The 15,663-nt window shown below is 45.7% G+C and carries 11 protein-coding genes and 1 tRNA gene; all 12 read left to right on the top strand.

Going from position 1 to position 15,663, the window contains the following annotated elements:
• Nucleotides 1-38: 38 nt before the first annotated feature.
• The 12 genes from HMPREF2560_RS04220 to fusA all read left to right on the top strand — a co-directional run bounded on the left by HMPREF2560_RS04220 (nucleotide 39) and on the right by fusA (nucleotide 15,547).
• Nucleotides 39-114: transfer RNA gene (locus tag HMPREF2560_RS04220), tRNA-Trp, on the top strand.
• A 131-nt stretch (nucleotides 115-245) separates the two neighbouring features.
• A complete protein-coding gene (secE, locus tag HMPREF2560_RS04215) occupies nucleotides 246-521 on the top strand; it encodes a preprotein translocase subunit SecE (RefSeq protein ID WP_070608099.1) in 276 nt (91 codons plus the stop codon).
• Nucleotides 522-523: 2 nt separating this feature from the next.
• Nucleotides 524-1,057: a transcription termination/antitermination protein NusG gene (nusG, locus tag HMPREF2560_RS04210; RefSeq protein WP_003680697.1), complete on the top strand. Its 534-nt coding sequence runs from the start codon at nucleotides 524-526 to the stop codon at nucleotides 1,055-1,057.
• 104 nt (nucleotides 1,058-1,161) lie between these two features.
• A complete protein-coding gene (gene rplK / locus HMPREF2560_RS04205; protein ID WP_002220151.1) occupies nucleotides 1,162-1,596 on the top strand; it encodes a 50S ribosomal protein L11 in 435 nt (144 codons plus the stop codon).
• On the top strand, nucleotides 1,596-2,291 hold the full coding sequence (gene rplA / locus HMPREF2560_RS04200; protein ID WP_003677918.1) for a 50S ribosomal protein L1: 696 nt from the start codon (nucleotides 1,596-1,598) through the stop codon (nucleotides 2,289-2,291). The genes rplK and rplA overlap by 1 nt, the downstream gene beginning before the upstream one ends.
• Before the next feature lie 223 nt (nucleotides 2,292-2,514).
• Nucleotides 2,515-3,015 (top strand): 50S ribosomal protein L10, encoded by a 501-nt coding sequence (gene rplJ, locus HMPREF2560_RS04195; RefSeq protein WP_003680699.1) that lies wholly within the window; start codon nucleotides 2,515-2,517, stop codon nucleotides 3,013-3,015.
• A gap of 58 nt (nucleotides 3,016-3,073) precedes the next feature.
• On the top strand, nucleotides 3,074-3,445 hold the full coding sequence (rplL, locus tag HMPREF2560_RS04190) for a 50S ribosomal protein L7/L12 (protein ID WP_003677916.1): 372 nt from the start codon (nucleotides 3,074-3,076) through the stop codon (nucleotides 3,443-3,445).
• Nucleotides 3,446-3,634: 189 nt separating this feature from the next.
• The gene (gene rpoB / locus HMPREF2560_RS04185; protein ID WP_070608098.1) at nucleotides 3,635-7,813 is read left to right on the top strand and encodes a DNA-directed RNA polymerase subunit beta; all 4,179 of its coding nucleotides are present in this window, start codon (nucleotides 3,635-3,637) and stop codon (nucleotides 7,811-7,813) included.
• A 156-nt stretch (nucleotides 7,814-7,969) separates the two neighbouring features.
• Nucleotides 7,970-12,145 carry a DNA-directed RNA polymerase subunit beta' gene (gene rpoC, locus HMPREF2560_RS04180; protein WP_070461127.1) on the top strand — a complete coding sequence of 1,392 codons (4,176 nt, stop codon included), beginning with the start codon at nucleotides 7,970-7,972 and terminating at the stop codon, nucleotides 12,143-12,145.
• Between the two features lie 318 nt (nucleotides 12,146-12,463).
• The gene (gene rpsL, locus HMPREF2560_RS04175; RefSeq protein ID WP_002218431.1) at nucleotides 12,464-12,835 is read left to right on the top strand and encodes a 30S ribosomal protein S12; all 372 of its coding nucleotides are present in this window, start codon (nucleotides 12,464-12,466) and stop codon (nucleotides 12,833-12,835) included.
• Nucleotides 12,836-12,952: 117 nt separating this feature from the next.
• Nucleotides 12,953-13,423 (top strand): 30S ribosomal protein S7, encoded by a 471-nt coding sequence (gene rpsG / locus HMPREF2560_RS04170; RefSeq protein ID WP_002240962.1) that lies wholly within the window; start codon nucleotides 12,953-12,955, stop codon nucleotides 13,421-13,423.
• 18 nt (nucleotides 13,424-13,441) lie between these two features.
• Nucleotides 13,442-15,547, top strand: coding sequence for an elongation factor G (gene fusA, locus HMPREF2560_RS04165; protein ID WP_070608097.1), 2,106 nt, complete (start codon nucleotides 13,442-13,444; stop codon nucleotides 15,545-15,547).
• Nucleotides 15,548-15,663 lie beyond the last annotated feature (116 nt).

Raw genomic sequence — 15,663 nt, 5'->3', positions numbered from 1 at the left:
GTGCGGGTGTGGTTTCTTCTGTAATCGCTTAAGTTTAGAGGCCAATAGCTCAATTGGTAGAGTATCGGTCTCCAAAACCGAGGGTTGGGGGTTCGAGACCCTCTTGGCCTGCCAAATAAAAAATTAACCGGCCTTGTGCCGGTTAATTTTTTTGTACTTAAGTTTTAAGATTATTTGGAATTAATTAATGGATCAATGCCACTATCTAAAATGAAGGCGGGTGGGGTATTGATAAGTGAGTAAAGATGACAGAACATCCGTCTGAACGCAAAGAAGACCATCAGAAAAAGGAAGTTGTGGTAAGTAATAAGCCAGCTCCTGAAAAGAAAGAAGGTCTGTTTGCATATTTTAAGAGCTCTTGGGCTGAGTTTAAGAAGGTAGTTTGGCCGAGTCGTGATGAAGCGGTCAAAATGACTGTATTCGTGATTATCTTCGTTGCAGTTTTAGCAGCCTTCATTTATGCGGCAGATACAATTATTTCATGGTTGTTTTTTGATGTTTTATTAAATAGGAAAGGGTAAAGATGTCAAAGCGTTGGTATGTGGTACAGGCCTATTCCGGTTTCGAGAAAAATGTTCAAAAAACATTGAAAGAGCGTATTGCTCGTGAAAACATGGAAGAATATTTCGGTCAGATTCTCGTTCCTGTGGAGGAAGTAGTAGATATCAAGAATGGCCGAAAAACCATCAGTGAGCGTAAATTCTATCCGGGCTATGTATTGGTTGAAATGGAAATGACTGATGATTCATGGCACTTGGTTAAGAGTACCCCTCGAGTAAATGGTTTTGTAGGTGGTAGCGGAAATCGCCCAATCCCAATTTCTCAAAAAGATGCAGATGCTATTTTGCAACAAGCCAAAACAGGTGTTGAGAAGCCAAAACCAAAAGTTGAATTTGAGGTTGGTCAGCAGGTTCGTGTGAATGAAGGCCCATTTGCCGATTTCAATGGAATCGTTGATGAAGTTAACTACGAGCGTAATAGATTGCGTGTTTCAGTTCAGATTTTTGGTCGTGAAACACCGGTTGAATTAGAGTTTGGTCAGGTTGAAAAGATTTAAGTGGTTTAATTCGCTTGAAAATTTTTTTTTAAGCGGATATAATCGCAAATTCTGTTTGGGAAGCGGAATGGTTCCGCGTTATACCCGTTTTTAGGAGTCCTTAAGTGGCAAAGAAAATTATCGGCTACATCAAACTGCAAATTCCTGCAGGTAAAGCCAATCCATCTCCCCCAGTTGGTCCTGCTTTGGGTCAACGTGGTTTGAATATCATGGAATTCTGTAAAGCATTTAATGCTGCAACCCAAGGTATGGAACCTGGTTTGCCAATTCCAGTCGTTATTACTGCATTTGCAGATAAATCATTCACTTTTGTGATGAAAACTCCACCAGCTTCTATCTTGTTGAAAAAAGCTGCTGGTCTGCAAAAAGGTAGTTCTAATCCTCTGACTAACAAGGTGGGTAAATTGACCCGCGCTCAGTTGGAAGAAATTGCTAAAACTAAAGAGCCTGATTTGACTGCTGCTGACTTGGATGCGGCTGTTCGTACTATCGCAGGTTCTGCTCGCTCAATGGGCTTGGACGTGGAGGGTGTTGTATAATGGCTAAAGTATCTAAACGCTTGAAAGCTCTGCGCTCTTCTGTTGAAGCTAACAAACTGTACGCAATCGACGAAGCAATTGCTTTGGTTAAAAAAGCCGCTACTGCTAAATTTGACGAGTCTGTTGATGTATCTTTCAACTTGGGTGTTGATCCTCGTAAATCTGACCAAGTTATCCGTGGTTCAGTCGTTCTGCCTAAAGGTACCGGTAAAACAACTCGCGTAGCTGTGTTTACTCAAGGTGCAAATGCAGATGCTGCTAAAGAAGCTGGTGCAGATATTGTCGGTTTTGAAGATCTGGCTGCTGAAATCAAAGCTGGTAACCTGAACTTTGACGTTGTTATTGCTTCTCCTGATGCAATGCGTATCGTTGGTCAATTGGGTACCATCTTGGGTCCTCGTGGTTTGATGCCAAACCCTAAAGTAGGTACTGTTACTCCTAACGTTGCTGAAGCAGTTAAAAATGCAAAAGCAGGTCAAGTACAATACCGTACAGATAAAGCCGGTATCGTTCATGCAACTATCGGTCGTGCTTCTTTCGCTGAAGCTGACTTGAAAGAAAACTTCAATGCGTTGCTGGATGCTATCGTTAAAGCTAAACCTGCTGCTGCTAAAGGTCAGTACCTGAAAAAAGTTGCTGTATCCAGTACTATGGGTTTGGGTGTTCGCGTTGATACTGCAAGCGTGAACAACTAAGAAATTTTCAGGTGATCCGGTTTTCCGGATTGCCTGAATTTGGGCTACTTAAAATTAAGTAGATGTCCAAGACCGTAGGGATCGTAAGATTTAATCGTAACTGCCCTACGCAGACGGTAGTCCTGAAACACATTGCAAGATTGCTTGTAAGATGTCTTTTTAGGTTACTGCGCTGGTGGGATATCATTTCGGTATCCTGTTTATAAACAGTGGGAGGTAGACCTTGAGTCTCAATATTGAAACCAAGAAAGTGGCCGTAGAGGAAATTAGCGCAGCAATTGCTAACGCTCAAACTCTCGTAGTCGCTGAATATCGCGGTATCAGTGTTTCCAGCATGACTGAGCTTCGTGCAAATGCACGTAAAGAAGGCGTTTACTTACGCGTTCTGAAAAATACTTTGGCTCGTCGTGCAGTAGAGGGTACTTCATTTGCAGGTTTGGCCGATCAAATGGTTGGTCCATTGGTTTACGCTGCTTCTGAAGATGCTGTTGCTGCTGCTAAAGTGCTGCACCAATTCGCGAAAAAAGATGACAAAATTATCGTTAAAGCCGGTTCTTACAATGGCGAAGTGATGAATCCTGCTCAGGTTGCTGAGTTGGCTTCTATTCCAAGCCGCGAAGAGCTGTTGTCCAAACTGTTGTTCGTTATGCAAGCTCCTGTATCAGGCTTTGCACGTGGTTTGGCTGCTTTGGCAGAGAAAAAAGCTGGCGAAGAAGCCGCTTAATCGATTTTGTTTCATTTAATCAATTATTTTTTAATACAATATTTGGAGTATAAATAGCATGGCTATTACTAAAGAAGACATTTTGGAAGCCGTTGGTTCTTTGACCGTAATGGAATTGAACGACCTGGTTAAAGCTTTTGAAGAAAAATTTGGCGTTTCTGCTGCTGCAGTTGCAGTTGCTGGCCCTGCAGGTGCTGGTGCAGCTGCTGCTGAAGAAAAAACTGAATTCGACGTAGTATTGGCTTCTGCTGGTGATCAAAAAGTTGGCGTGATTAAAGTTGTCCGCGCTATCACTGGCCTGGGTCTGAAAGAAGCTAAAGACATCGTTGACGGTGCACCTAAAACTCTGAAAGAAGGTGTTTCTAAAGCTGAAGCTGAAGACATCCAAAAACAACTGGAAGAAGCCGGCGCTAAAGTCGAAATCAAATAATTTGATGCTTCCTATGAAGGCTGGCAGTTTTCTGCCAGCCTTATTTTGCTTCTTAAAATAAGCATCAGGCATTGTTTACATTTATTTGCATAGTCTTTATAAAATCATTGCAAATAAATGTAAATATCAAGTTGATGCATGCCGTTGTTTCAGACGGCCTATTATTTAAAATTGCTTTTCGGAGTGTATATGAGCTATTCGTTTACCGAGAAAAAACGTATCCGTAAGAGTTTTGCAAAGCGAGAAAATGTCTTAGATGTTCCTTTCCTGCTGGCAACCCAAATTGATTCTTATGCGAAATTTTTGCAGCTGGAAAATGCTTTTGACCAACGCACTGATGATGGTCTGCAAGCAGCATTTAATTCTATTTTCCCGATTGTGAGCCATAACGGTTATGCGCGATTGGAGTTTGTGCATTACACATTGGGTGAGCCTTTGTTTGATATTCCTGAATGTCAATTGCGCGGCATTACTTATGCGGCCCCATTGCGTGCCCGTATCCGTTTGGTGATTTTGGATAAGGAAGCATCTAAGCCGACTGTAAAAGAAGTTCGTGAAAACGAAGTGTATATGGGCGAAATCCCATTGATGACGCCAAGCGGCTCTTTTGTCATCAATGGTACTGAGCGCGTGATTGTTTCCCAGCTGCACCGTTCTCCTGGTGTGTTCTTTGAGCATGACCGTGGTAAAACACATTCTTCCGGTAAGCTGTTGTTCTCTGCTCGTATTATTCCTTACCGTGGTTCATGGTTGGATTTCGAATTTGATCCAAAAGATTTGCTGTATTTCCGTATCGACCGTCGCCGTAAAATGCCGGTTACGATTTTGTTGAAAGCTTTGGGCTACAACAATGAACAAATCTTGGATATTTTCTACGACAAAGAAACTTTCTATTTGTCTTCAAACGGTGTCCAAACTGATCTGGTTGCAGGCCGTCTGAAAGGTGAAACTGCTAAAGTTGACATCTTGGATAAAGAAGGCAATGTACTGGTTGCCAAAGGTAAACGCATTACTGCGAAAAATATCCGTGATATTACCAATGCAGGCTTGACTCGTTTGAATGTAGAGCCAGAAAGCTTGATAGGCAAAGCATTGGCTGCTGACCTGATTGATCCGGAAACCGGTGAAGTATTGGCTTCTGCTAACGATGAAATTACAGAAGAACTGTTGGCCAAACTTGATATCCATGGTGTAAAAGAAATTACGACCCTTTATATCAATGAATTGGATCAAGGTGGTTACATTTCCAGCACTCTGCGTACAGACGAAACTGCTGATCAGCAGGCTGCACGCGTAGCAATTTACCGCATGATGCGTCCTGGCGAACCGCCTACCGAAGAAGCTGTTGAGCAGCTCTTCAACCGCTTGTTCTTCAGTGAAGACAGCTATGATTTGTCTCGCGTAGGCCGTATGAAATTTAATACGCGCACATACGAGCAAAAACTGTCTGAAGCACAACAAAACTCTTGGTATGGCCGTTTGCTGAACGAAACTTTGGCCGGTGCATCTGAAAAAGGCGGTTACGTTCTGAGCGTTGAAGACATTGTTGCTTCCATTGCTACATTGGTTGAACTGCGTAACGGTCATGGTGAAGTAGATGATATTGATCACTTGGGTAATCGTCGTGTTCGTTCTGTGGGTGAGTTGACTGAAAACCAATTCCGCAGCGGTTTGGCTCGTGTAGAACGTGCAGTTAAAGAGCGTTTGAACCAAGCAGAATCTGAGAACTTGATGCCGCATGACTTGATCAATGCGAAACCTGTTTCTGCCGCGATTAAAGAATTTTTCGGCTCCAGCCAATTGAGCCAATTTATGGATCAGACCAACCCATTGTCTGAAGTAACCCATAAACGCCGTGTATCTGCATTGGGTCCGGGCGGTTTGACTCGCGAACGTGCAGGCTTTGAGGTGCGAGACGTACATCCGACCCACTATGGCCGTGTATGTCCTATTGAAACACCTGAAGGCCCAAACATTGGTTTGATCAACTCATTGTCTGTTTATGCGCGTACCAATGATTATGGTTTCTTGGAAACCCCTTACCGTCGTGTTGTCGATGGCAAAGTAACTGAAGAAATCGATTACTTGTCTGCTATCGAAGAAGGCCGTTATGTGATTGCACAGGCGAATGCCGATTTGGATAAAGACGGTAATCTGATTGGTGACTTGGTTACTTGTCGTGAAAAAGGCGAAACCATTATGGCAACGCCTGATCGCGTTCAATATATGGACGTAGCAACCGGTCAAGTGGTATCCGTTGCAGCATCTCTGATTCCATTCTTGGAACATGATGACGCGAACCGTGCATTGATGGGTGCCAACATGCAACGTCAGGCCGTACCGTGTCTGCGCCCTGAAAAACCGATGGTTGGTACCGGTATCGAGCGCTCTGTTGCCGTTGACTCTGCAACTGCAATCGTTGCCCGTCGTGGCGGTGTGGTTGAATATGTAGATGCCAACCGTGTGGTGATTCGTGTCCATGACGATGAGGCAACTGCCGGTGAAGTGGGTGTTGATATTTACAACTTGGTTAAATTTACCCGTTCCAACCAATCTACCAACATCAACCAACGTCCGGCTGTCAAAGCAGGTGATGTTTTGCAACGCGGTGATTTGATTGCTGACGGTGCATCCACCGATTTGGGCGAATTGGCTCTGGGTCAAAACATGACCATCGCCTTTATGCCGTGGAACGGTTACAACTACGAAGACTCGATTCTGATTTCTGAAAAAGTAGCTGCAGACGACCGCTATACTTCGATTCATATTGAGGAATTGAACGTTGTTGCCCGTGATACCAAGCTGGGTGCGGAAGACATTACCCGCGATATTCCGAACTTGTCTGAGCGTATGCAAAACCGTTTGGATGAATCCGGTATTGTTTACATCGGTGCAGAAGTAGAGGCTGGTGACGTCTTGGTAGGTAAAGTAACACCTAAAGGCGAAACCCAACTGACTCCTGAAGAAAAACTGCTGCGTGCCATCTTCGGTGAAAAAGCGTCTGACGTAAAAGATACTTCATTGCGTATGCCTACCGGCATGAGCGGTACCGTTATCGATGTTCAAGTCTTTACTCGTGAAGGTATTCAACGCGACAAACGTGCTCAATCCATTATTGATTCTGAGCTGAAACGTTACCGTCAAGACTTGAGCGACCAGTTGCGTATTTTTGATAACGACGCATTTGACCGTATTGAGCGCATGATTGTCGGCCAAAAAGCCAACGGTGGCCCGATGAAGCTGGCTAAAGGCAGCGAAATTACTACTGAATATCTGGCAAGCCTGTCAAGCAAACATGATTGGTTTGACATCCGTTTGGCTGACGAAGATTTGGCCAAACAGTTGGAACTGATTAAATTGAGTCTGCAACAAAAACGCGAAGAAGCGGATGAGTTGTATGAGATCAAGAAGAAAAAACTGACCCAAGGCGACGAGCTGCAACCGGGCGTACAAAAAATGGTGAAAGTATTTATCGCCATCAAACGCCGTCTGCAAGCCGGTGACAAAATGGCGGGTCGCCACGGTAACAAAGGCGTGGTATCACGCATTCTACCGGTGGAAGACATGCCTTACATGGCTGACGGCCGTCCAGTAGACATCGTACTGAACCCATTGGGCGTACCTTCCCGTATGAACATCGGTCAGATTTTGGAAGTTCACTTGGGTTGGGCGGCAAAAGGTATCGGTGAACGCATCGACCGTATGCTGAAAGAGCAACGCAAAGCCAGCGAGCTGCGTGAATTCTTGAACAAGCTCTACAACGGTAGCGGCAAGAAAGAAGATTTGGACAGCCTGACAGATGAAGAAATCATCGAATTGGCTTCCAACCTGCGTAAAGGTGCATCTTTCGCTTCTCCTGTATTCGACGGCGCGAAAGAGTCTGAAATTCGCGAAATGTTGAACTTGGCTTACCCAAGCGAAGATCCTGAGGTTGAGAAACTGGGCTTCAACGACAGTAAAACGCAAATTACGCTGTATGACGGCCGTTCAGGTGAAGCATTTGATCGCAAGGTTACAGTCGGTGTGATGCACTATTTGAAACTGCACCACTTGGTTGACGAAAAAATGCACGCCCGTTCTACCGGTCCATACAGTCTGGTTACCCAGCAGCCTTTGGGCGGGAAAGCTCAGTTCGGTGGCCAACGTTTCGGTGAGATGGAGGTTTGGGCATTGGAAGCATACGGCGCGGCATACACGCTGCAAGAGATGCTGACTGTGAAGTCTGACGACGTGAACGGCCGTACCAAAATGTACGAGAACATCGTCAAAGGCGAACACAAAATCGATGCCGGTATGCCTGAATCCTTCAACGTATTGGTTAAAGAGATTCGCTCACTGGGCTTGGATATCGATTTGGAACGTTACTAAACAGAAGTTTTCAGACGGCCTTTTAAGGTCGTCTGAAAAAGCGGTTTCAGAATAAGAATGAAGCAATCGGCATTTAGGCCGTCTGAAATCAAAAGTACCGTTTCCCAATATCGAAAATCCGCCATGCGGTAAAAATACTTCCTTCAAGGAGCAAAAATGAATTTGTTGAACTTATTTAATCCGTTGCAAACTGCCGGCATGGAAGAAGAGTTTGATGCCATCAAAATCGGTATTGCCTCTCCCGAAACCATCCGCTCATGGTCTTATGGCGAAGTTAAAAAACCTGAAACCATCAACTACCGTACGTTCAAACCTGAGCGCGACGGTCTGTTCTGCGCCAAAATCTTTGGCCCGGTCAAAGACTATGAATGTTTGTGCGGTAAATACAAACGCTTGAAATTTAAAGGCGTAACCTGTGAAAAATGTGGCGTAGAAGTGACCCTGTCCAAAGTGCGCCGCGAACGCATGGGCCACATTGAACTGGCTGCACCAGTTGCACACATTTGGTTCTTGAAATCTCTGCCTTCCCGCTTGGGTATGGTACTGGACATGACTTTGCGCGACATCGAACGCGTATTGTACTTTGAAGCATTTGTGGTAACCGATCCCGGCATGACTCCGTTGCAACGTCGTCAATTGCTGACTGAAGACGATTACTACAACAAACTGGACGAATACGGCGACGACTTCGATGCCAAAATGGGTGCAGAAGGTATCCGCGAATTGCTGCGTACCTTGGATATTACCGGCGAAATCGAAATCCTGCGTCAAGAGCTGGAATCTACCGGTTCTGATACCAAAATCAAAAAAATCGCCAAACGTTTGAAAGTATTGGAAGCCTTCCACCGTTCTGGTATGAAACTGGAATGGATGATTATGGATGTGCTGCCGGTATTGCCGCCTGATTTGCGTCCTTTGGTTCCATTGGATGGCGGCCGTTTTGCCACTTCCGATTTGAACGATTTGTACCGTCGCGTTATCAACCGTAACAACCGTTTGAAACGTCTGTTGGAACTGCATGCGCCTGATATCATTGTTCGTAACGAAAAACGTATGTTGCAAGAAGCAGTTGACTCTCTGTTGGATAACGGCCGCCGCGGGAAAGCCATGACCGGTGCCAACAAACGTCCGCTGAAATCATTGGCTGACATGATTAAAGGTAAAGGCGGCCGCTTCCGTCAAAACCTGCTGGGTAAACGTGTGGACTACTCAGGTCGTTCCGTAATTACCGTAGGCCCGTACCTGCGTCTGCACCAATGTGGTCTGCCGAAAAAAATGGCTTTGGAACTGTTCAAACCATTCATTTTCCACAAATTGGAAAAACAAGGTTTGGCTTCTACCGTTAAAGCTGCGAAAAAATTGGTAGAACAAGAAGTACCTGAAGTATGGGATATCTTGGAAGAAGTCATCCGCGAACATCCGATTATGCTGAACCGTGCGCCAACCCTGCACCGTTTGGGTATTCAAGCGTTCGAACCTATCCTGATCGAAGGTAAAGCTATTCAGTTGCACCCATTGGTGTGTGCCGCATTTAACGCCGACTTTGACGGTGACCAAATGGCTGTACACGTTCCATTGAGCTTGGAAGCACAAATGGAAGCACGCACGCTGATGCTGGCTTCAAATAACGTATTGTCTCCAGCCAACGGCGAACCAATCATCGTACCTTCTCAAGATATCGTATTGGGTCTGTACTACATGACCCGCGACCGTATCAATGCCAAAGGCGAAGGCAGCCTGTTTGCCGATGTGAAAGAAGTGCATCGTGCATACCATACTAAACAGGTTGAACTGGGTACGAAAATTACCGTACGTCTGCGCGAATGGGTAAAAAACGAAGCAGGTGAGTTTGAGCCTGTCGTTAACCGTTACGAAACAACCGTCGGCCGTGCATTGTTGAGCGAAATCTTACCTAAAGGCCTGCCGTTCGAGTACATCAACAAAGCGCTGAAGAAAAAAGAAATTTCTAAACTGATTAACGCATCATTCCGTCTGTGCGGCTTGCGTGACACAGTTATTTTCGCCGACCACTTGATGTATACCGGTTTCGGTTTTGCGGCTAAAGGCGGTATTTCCATTGCGGTTGACGATATGGAAATTCCGAAAGAAAAAGCAGCCTTGCTGGCTGAGGCTAATGCCGAAGTTAAAGAAATCGAAGACCAATACCGTCAAGGTTTGGTGACCAACGGCGAACGTTACAACAAAGTGGTCGATATTTGGGGTCGTGCCGGCGATAAGATCGCTAAAGCGATGATGGACAACCTGTCCAAACAAAAAGTCATCGACCGTGACGGCAACGAAGTTGATCAAGAGTCCTTCAACTCTATTTACATGATGGCCGACTCTGGTGCCCGTGGTTCTGCAGCTCAGATTAAACAGTTGTCCGGTATGCGTGGTTTGATGGCCAAACCTGACGGCTCTATTATCGAAACGCCGATTACCTCTAACTTCCGCGAAGGTTTGACCGTATTGCAATACTTTATTGCGACCCACGGTGCGCGTAAAGGTTTGGCGGATACCGCGTTGAAAACGGCAAACTCTGGTTACCTGACCCGTCGTCTGGTAGACGTAACTCAAGACTTGGTCGTTGTTGAAGATGATTGCGGTACTTCAGACGGCTTTGTCATGAAAGCAGTAGTACAAGGCGGTGACGTAATTGAAGCGTTGCGCGATCGTATTTTAGGCCGTGTTACAGCATCAGATGTTGTTGATCCTTCAACAGGAGAAACATTGGTTGAGGCAGGTACACTGCTGACTGAGAAATTAGTTGATATCATTGACCAATCTGGTGTTGACGAGGTTAAAGTCCGTACGCCAATTACTTGTAAAACCCGTCATGGTTTGTGTGCACACTGTTATGGCCGCGACTTGGCGCGCGGTAAACTGGTTAACGCTGGTGAAGCTGTAGGTGTAATTGCTGCACAATCTATTGGTGAGCCAGGTACTCAGCTGACCATGCGTACGTTCCACATCGGTGGTGCGGCATCTCGTGCGGCTGCTGCCAGCCAAGTGGAAGCCAAATCCAATGGTACAGCTCGTTTCAGCAGCCAAATGCGTTACGTTGCCAACAACAAAGGCGAGTTGGTTGTCATCGGTCGTTCTTGTGAAGTCGTGATTCACGACGATATCGGTCGCGAACGTGAACGTCACAAAGTACCTTACGGTGCAATCCTGCTGGTACAAGACGGCGAAGCCATTAAAGCCGGTCAAACCTTGGCAACTTGGGATCCGCATACCCGTCCGATGATCACCGAACACGCAGGTATGGTGAAATTCGAAAACGTGGAAGAGGGTGTTACCGTTGCGAAACAAACTGACGATGTAACCGGTTTGTCTACTTTGGTAGTGATTGACGGCAAACGTCGTTCTTCTAGTGCTTCTAAATTGTTGCGTCCGACTGTCAAACTGTTGGATGAAAATGGTCTGGAAATTTGCATTCCTGGTACGACTACCCCAGTTTCTATGGCATTTCCGGTCGGTGCGGTGATTACCATCCGTGAAGGTCAGGAAGTCGGTAAGGGTGATGTATTGGCGCGTATTCCACAAGCGTCTTCTAAAACCCGCGATATTACCGGTGGTCTGCCACGCGTAGCCGAATTGTTTGAAGCACGCGTGCCGAAAGATGCAGGTATGTTGGCTGAAATTACCGGTACCGTTTCCTTCGGTAAAGAAACCAAAGGTAAACAGCGTCTGATTATTACCGACGTAGACGGTGTAGCATACGAAACCCTGATTTCTAAAGAGAAGCAGATTTTGGTACACGATGGTCAAGTGGTAAACCGCGGTGAAACCATCGTAGACGGTGCCGTAGACCCACACGACATTCTGCGTTTGCAAGGTATCGAAGCATTGGCTCGCTACATTGTTCAAGAGGTACAAGAGGTTTACCGCCTGCAAGGTGTGAAGATTTCCGATAAACACATCGAAGTCATCATCCGTCAAATGCTGCGTCGAGTGAACATTGTCGATTCCGGTGATACAGAGTTCATTACCGGCGAACAAGTTGAGCGTGGCGATGTAATGCTTGCCAATGAAAAAGCCATGGCTGAAGACAAAGAGCCGGCACGTTACGAAAACGTGTTGCTGGGTATTACCAAAGCTTCCTTGTCTACAGACAGCTTCATTTCTGCGGCATCGTTCCAAGAAACAACCCGCGTCTTGACCGAGGCTGCTATTATGGGCAAACAAGACGAGCTGCGCGGTTTGAAAGAGAACGTGATTGTCGGTCGATTGATTCCTGCCGGTACAGGTTTGACCTACCACCGCAGCCGCCATCAACAATGGCAGCAAGCCGATCAAGAAACTTCTGAAACCGAAGCTTCAGACGAATAATCCCGAGCGATTATTGTGAAAATAAAACCGCAAGCCAGTCTTGCGGTTTTATTTTTTAGAGGACTTAAAAGAGGGTGGAGTTTAAGGCCGTCTGAATAAATAAGGAAAGCAATGGAGAAAATAAGTAGAGAACCATATTTAAAATGGCAAAGGCCGTCTGAATGTTTCAGACGACCTTTGTTTCTAAAATTTAGACATAAATTGGAAAACACCAAACTTTATCAGTCATTTGCTTGACTAAACCCTTGCAATAAAAATATAATTCCAATCTTGTCGACATGGTGTCGGCAAGTATTTAACTCAACAGGACGAGAAAATATGCCAACTATTAACCAATTGGTACGCAAAGGCCGTCAAAAGCCTGTGTACGTAAACAAAGTGCCTGCACTGGAAGCTTGCCCGCAAAAACGCGGCGTATGCACCCGTGTATACACAACTACCCCTAAAAAACCTAACTCTGCATTGCGTAAAGTATGTAAAGTTCGCCTGACCAACGGTTTTGAAGTCATTTCATACATCGGCGGTGAAGGCCACAACCTGCAAGAGCACAGCGTCGTATTGATTCGCGGCGGTCGTGTAAAAGACTTGCCAGGTGTGCGTTACCACACTGTACGCGGTTCTTTGGATACAGCAGGTGTTAAAGACCGTAAACAAGCCCGTTCTAAATACGGTGCTAAGCGTCCTAAATAATTATCGGGACTCAAATAGGCACGTCGGCCGCCTAAGCTGAACAACGGCCGAGTAAGTGAATACTCAATTGGGTATTCATGGGAATAGACCCAACTGAATAGACTAAAGGAAATTAAAATGCCAAGACGTAGAGAAGTCCCTAAGCGCGACGTACTGCCAGATCCTAAATTCGGCAGCGTTGAGCTGACTAAATTCATGAACGTATTGATGATTGACGGTAAGAAATCTGTTGCAGAACGTATCGTTTACGGTGCGCTGGAACAAATTGAGAAAAAAACCGGCAAAGTAGCAATCGAAGTATTTAACGAAGCCATTGCAAACGCCAAACCTATCGTGGAAGTGAAAAGCCGCCGTGTAGGTGGTGCAAACTACCAAGTTCCTGTTGAAGTTCGTCCTTCACGTCGTCTGGCTTTGGCAATGCGCTGGGTTCGCGACGCGGCCCGTAAACGTGGTGAGAAATCTATGGACCTGCGTTTGGCAGGTGAATTGATTGATGCGGCTGAAGGTCGTGGCGGTGCGTTGAAAAAACGTGAAGAAGTACACCGCATGGCTGAAGCTAACAAAGCATTCTCTCACTTCCGTTTCTAATATCGAAAGGCTAACAAAATGGCTCGTAAGACCCCTATCAGCCTGTATCGCAATATTGGTATTTCTGCCCATATTGACGCGGGTAAAACAACCACAACAGAACGTATTCTGTTTTATACAGGTTTGACTCATAAATTGGGCGAAGTGCATGACGGCGCGGCTACTACCGACTACATGGAACAAGAGCAAGAGCGTGGTATTACCATTACTTCTGCTGCTGTGACTTCTTATTGGTCTGGTATGGCGAAACAGTTCCCTGAGCACCGTTTCAACATCATCGACACCCCGGGACACGTTGACTTCACCGTAGAGGTAGAGCGTTCTATGCGTGTATTGGACGGCGCGGTAATGGTTTACTGTGCAGTAGGCGGTGTTCAACCTCAATCTGAAACCGTATGGCGTCAAGCTAACAAATACCAAGTACCTCGCTTGGCATTTGTAAACAAAATGGACCGTCAAGGTGCCAACTTCTTCCGCGTTGTTGAGCAAATGAAAACCCGTTTGCGCGCAAACCCAGTACCTATCGTGATTCCGGTTGGTGCGGAAGACAGCTTCAGCGGTGTTGTTGACCTGTTGAAAATGAAATCCATTATTTGGAATGAAGCCGATAAAGGTACAACCTTTACCTATGGCGATATTCCTGCTGAATTGGTTGAGACTGCTGAAGAATGGCGTCAAAACATGATTGAAGCTGCAGCAGAAGCCAGCGAAGAATTGATGGACAAATACTTGGGCGGTGATGAGCTGACTGAAGAAGAAATCGTAGGCGCATTGCGTCAACGCACTTTGGCCGGTGAAATTCAACCAATGTTGTGTGGTTCAGCATTTAAAAACAAAGGTGTTCAACGTATGTTGGATGCAGTTGTAGAATTGCTGCCTGCTCCTACCGACATTCCTCCAGTTCAAGGTGTTAACCCTAACACTGAAGAAGCCGACAGCCGTGAAGCCAGTGATGAAGAGAAATTCTCTGCATTGGCGTTCAAAATGTTGAATGATAAATACGTTGGTCAATTGACATTTATCCGCGTTTACTCTGGTGTTGTGAAATCCGGTGATACCGTATTGAACTCAGTAAAAGGTACTCGCGAACGTATCGGTCGTCTGGTGCAAATGACTGCTGCAGACCGTACTGAAATTGAAGAAGTACGCGCTGGTGATATTGCAGCTGCGATCGGTCTTAAAGACGTTACCACTGGTGAAACCCTGTGTGCTGAAAGCGCACCAATCATCTTGGAACGCATGGAATTCCCTGAGCCGGTAATTCACATTGCTGTTGAACCAAAAACCAAAGCCGACCAAGAGAAAATGGGTATCGCCCTGAACCGTCTGGCGAAAGAAGACCCTTCTTTCCGCGTTCGTACAGACGAAGAATCCGGTCAAACCATTATTTCCGGTATGGGTGAGCTGCACTTGGAAATTATTGTTGACCGTATGAAACGCGAATTCGGCGTGGAAGCAAACATCGGTGCGCCTCAAGTGGCTTACCGTGAAACCATCCGCAAAGAGGTTGAAGCTGAATACAAACATGCCAAACAATCTGGTGGTAAAGGTCAATACGGTCACGTTGTGATCAAAATGGAACCTATGGAACCAGGTGGTGCGGGTTACGAATTTATCGATGAAATTAAAGGTGGTGTGATTCCTCGCGAATTTATTCCGTCTGTCGATAAAGGTATTCGTGATACTCTGCCTAACGGTATTGTTGCCGGTTACCCAGTTGTTGACGTTCGTGTACGTTTGATTTTCGGTTCTTCGCATGATGTTGACTCTTCACAACTGGCCTTCGAATTGGCAGCTTCTCAAGCCTTTAAAGAAGGTATGCGTAAAGCCAATCCAGCTCTGTTGGAACCAATCATGGCAGTTGAGGTGGAAACACCTGAAGAATACATGGGTGACGTAATGGGTGACTTGAACCGTCGTCGTGGCGTTGTATTGGGTATGGATGATGACGGTATCGGTGGTAAGAAAGTTCGCGCCGAAGTACCTCTGGCAGAAATGTTCGGTTACTCAACCGACTTGCGTTCTGCAACCCAAGGTCGCGCTACTTACTCCATGGAGTTCAAAAAATACGCTGAAGCTCCTGCTCACGTAGCTGCTGCTGTAACTGAAGCCCGCAAAGGCTAATCAGAAAAGGCCGTCTGAAACTGAAAATAAATTTTCAGACGGCCATTGTTCTTTAATCGATCTTTATATGTAAAGGAATTAGCTCATGGCTAAGGAAAAATTTGAACGTAGCAAAC

It is taken from the genome of Neisseria sp. HMSC078H04 (assembly GCF_001838135.1).
Lineage (GTDB): Bacteria > Pseudomonadota > Gammaproteobacteria > Burkholderiales > Neisseriaceae > Neisseria.
Note: the sequence above shows the minus strand (reverse complement) of the source record. Positions and strands in the feature narration are given on the sequence as shown.

Excerpts from the sequence above, each read along its gene's own strand:
- rpsL (WP_002218431.1), top strand. The coding sequence starts at position 12,464 with ATGCCAACTATTAACCAATTGGTACGCAAAGGCCGTCAAAAGCCTGTG.
- rplL (WP_003677916.1), top strand. The coding sequence starts at position 3,074 with ATGGCTATTACTAAAGAAGACATTTTGGAAGCCGTTGGTTCTTTGACC.
- rpoC (WP_070461127.1), top strand. The coding sequence starts at position 7,970 with ATGAATTTGTTGAACTTATTTAATCCGTTGCAAACTGCCGGCATGGAA.
- secE (WP_070608099.1), top strand. The coding sequence starts at position 246 with ATGACAGAACATCCGTCTGAACGCAAAGAAGACCATCAGAAAAAGGAA.
- fusA (WP_070608097.1), top strand. The coding sequence starts at position 13,442 with ATGGCTCGTAAGACCCCTATCAGCCTGTATCGCAATATTGGTATTTCT.
- rpoB (WP_070608098.1), top strand. The coding sequence starts at position 3,635 with ATGAGCTATTCGTTTACCGAGAAAAAACGTATCCGTAAGAGTTTTGCA.
- rplA (WP_003677918.1), top strand. The coding sequence starts at position 1,596 with ATGGCTAAAGTATCTAAACGCTTGAAAGCTCTGCGCTCTTCTGTTGAA.
- rpsG (WP_002240962.1), top strand. The coding sequence starts at position 12,953 with ATGCCAAGACGTAGAGAAGTCCCTAAGCGCGACGTACTGCCAGATCCT.
- nusG (WP_003680697.1), top strand. The coding sequence starts at position 524 with ATGTCAAAGCGTTGGTATGTGGTACAGGCCTATTCCGGTTTCGAGAAA.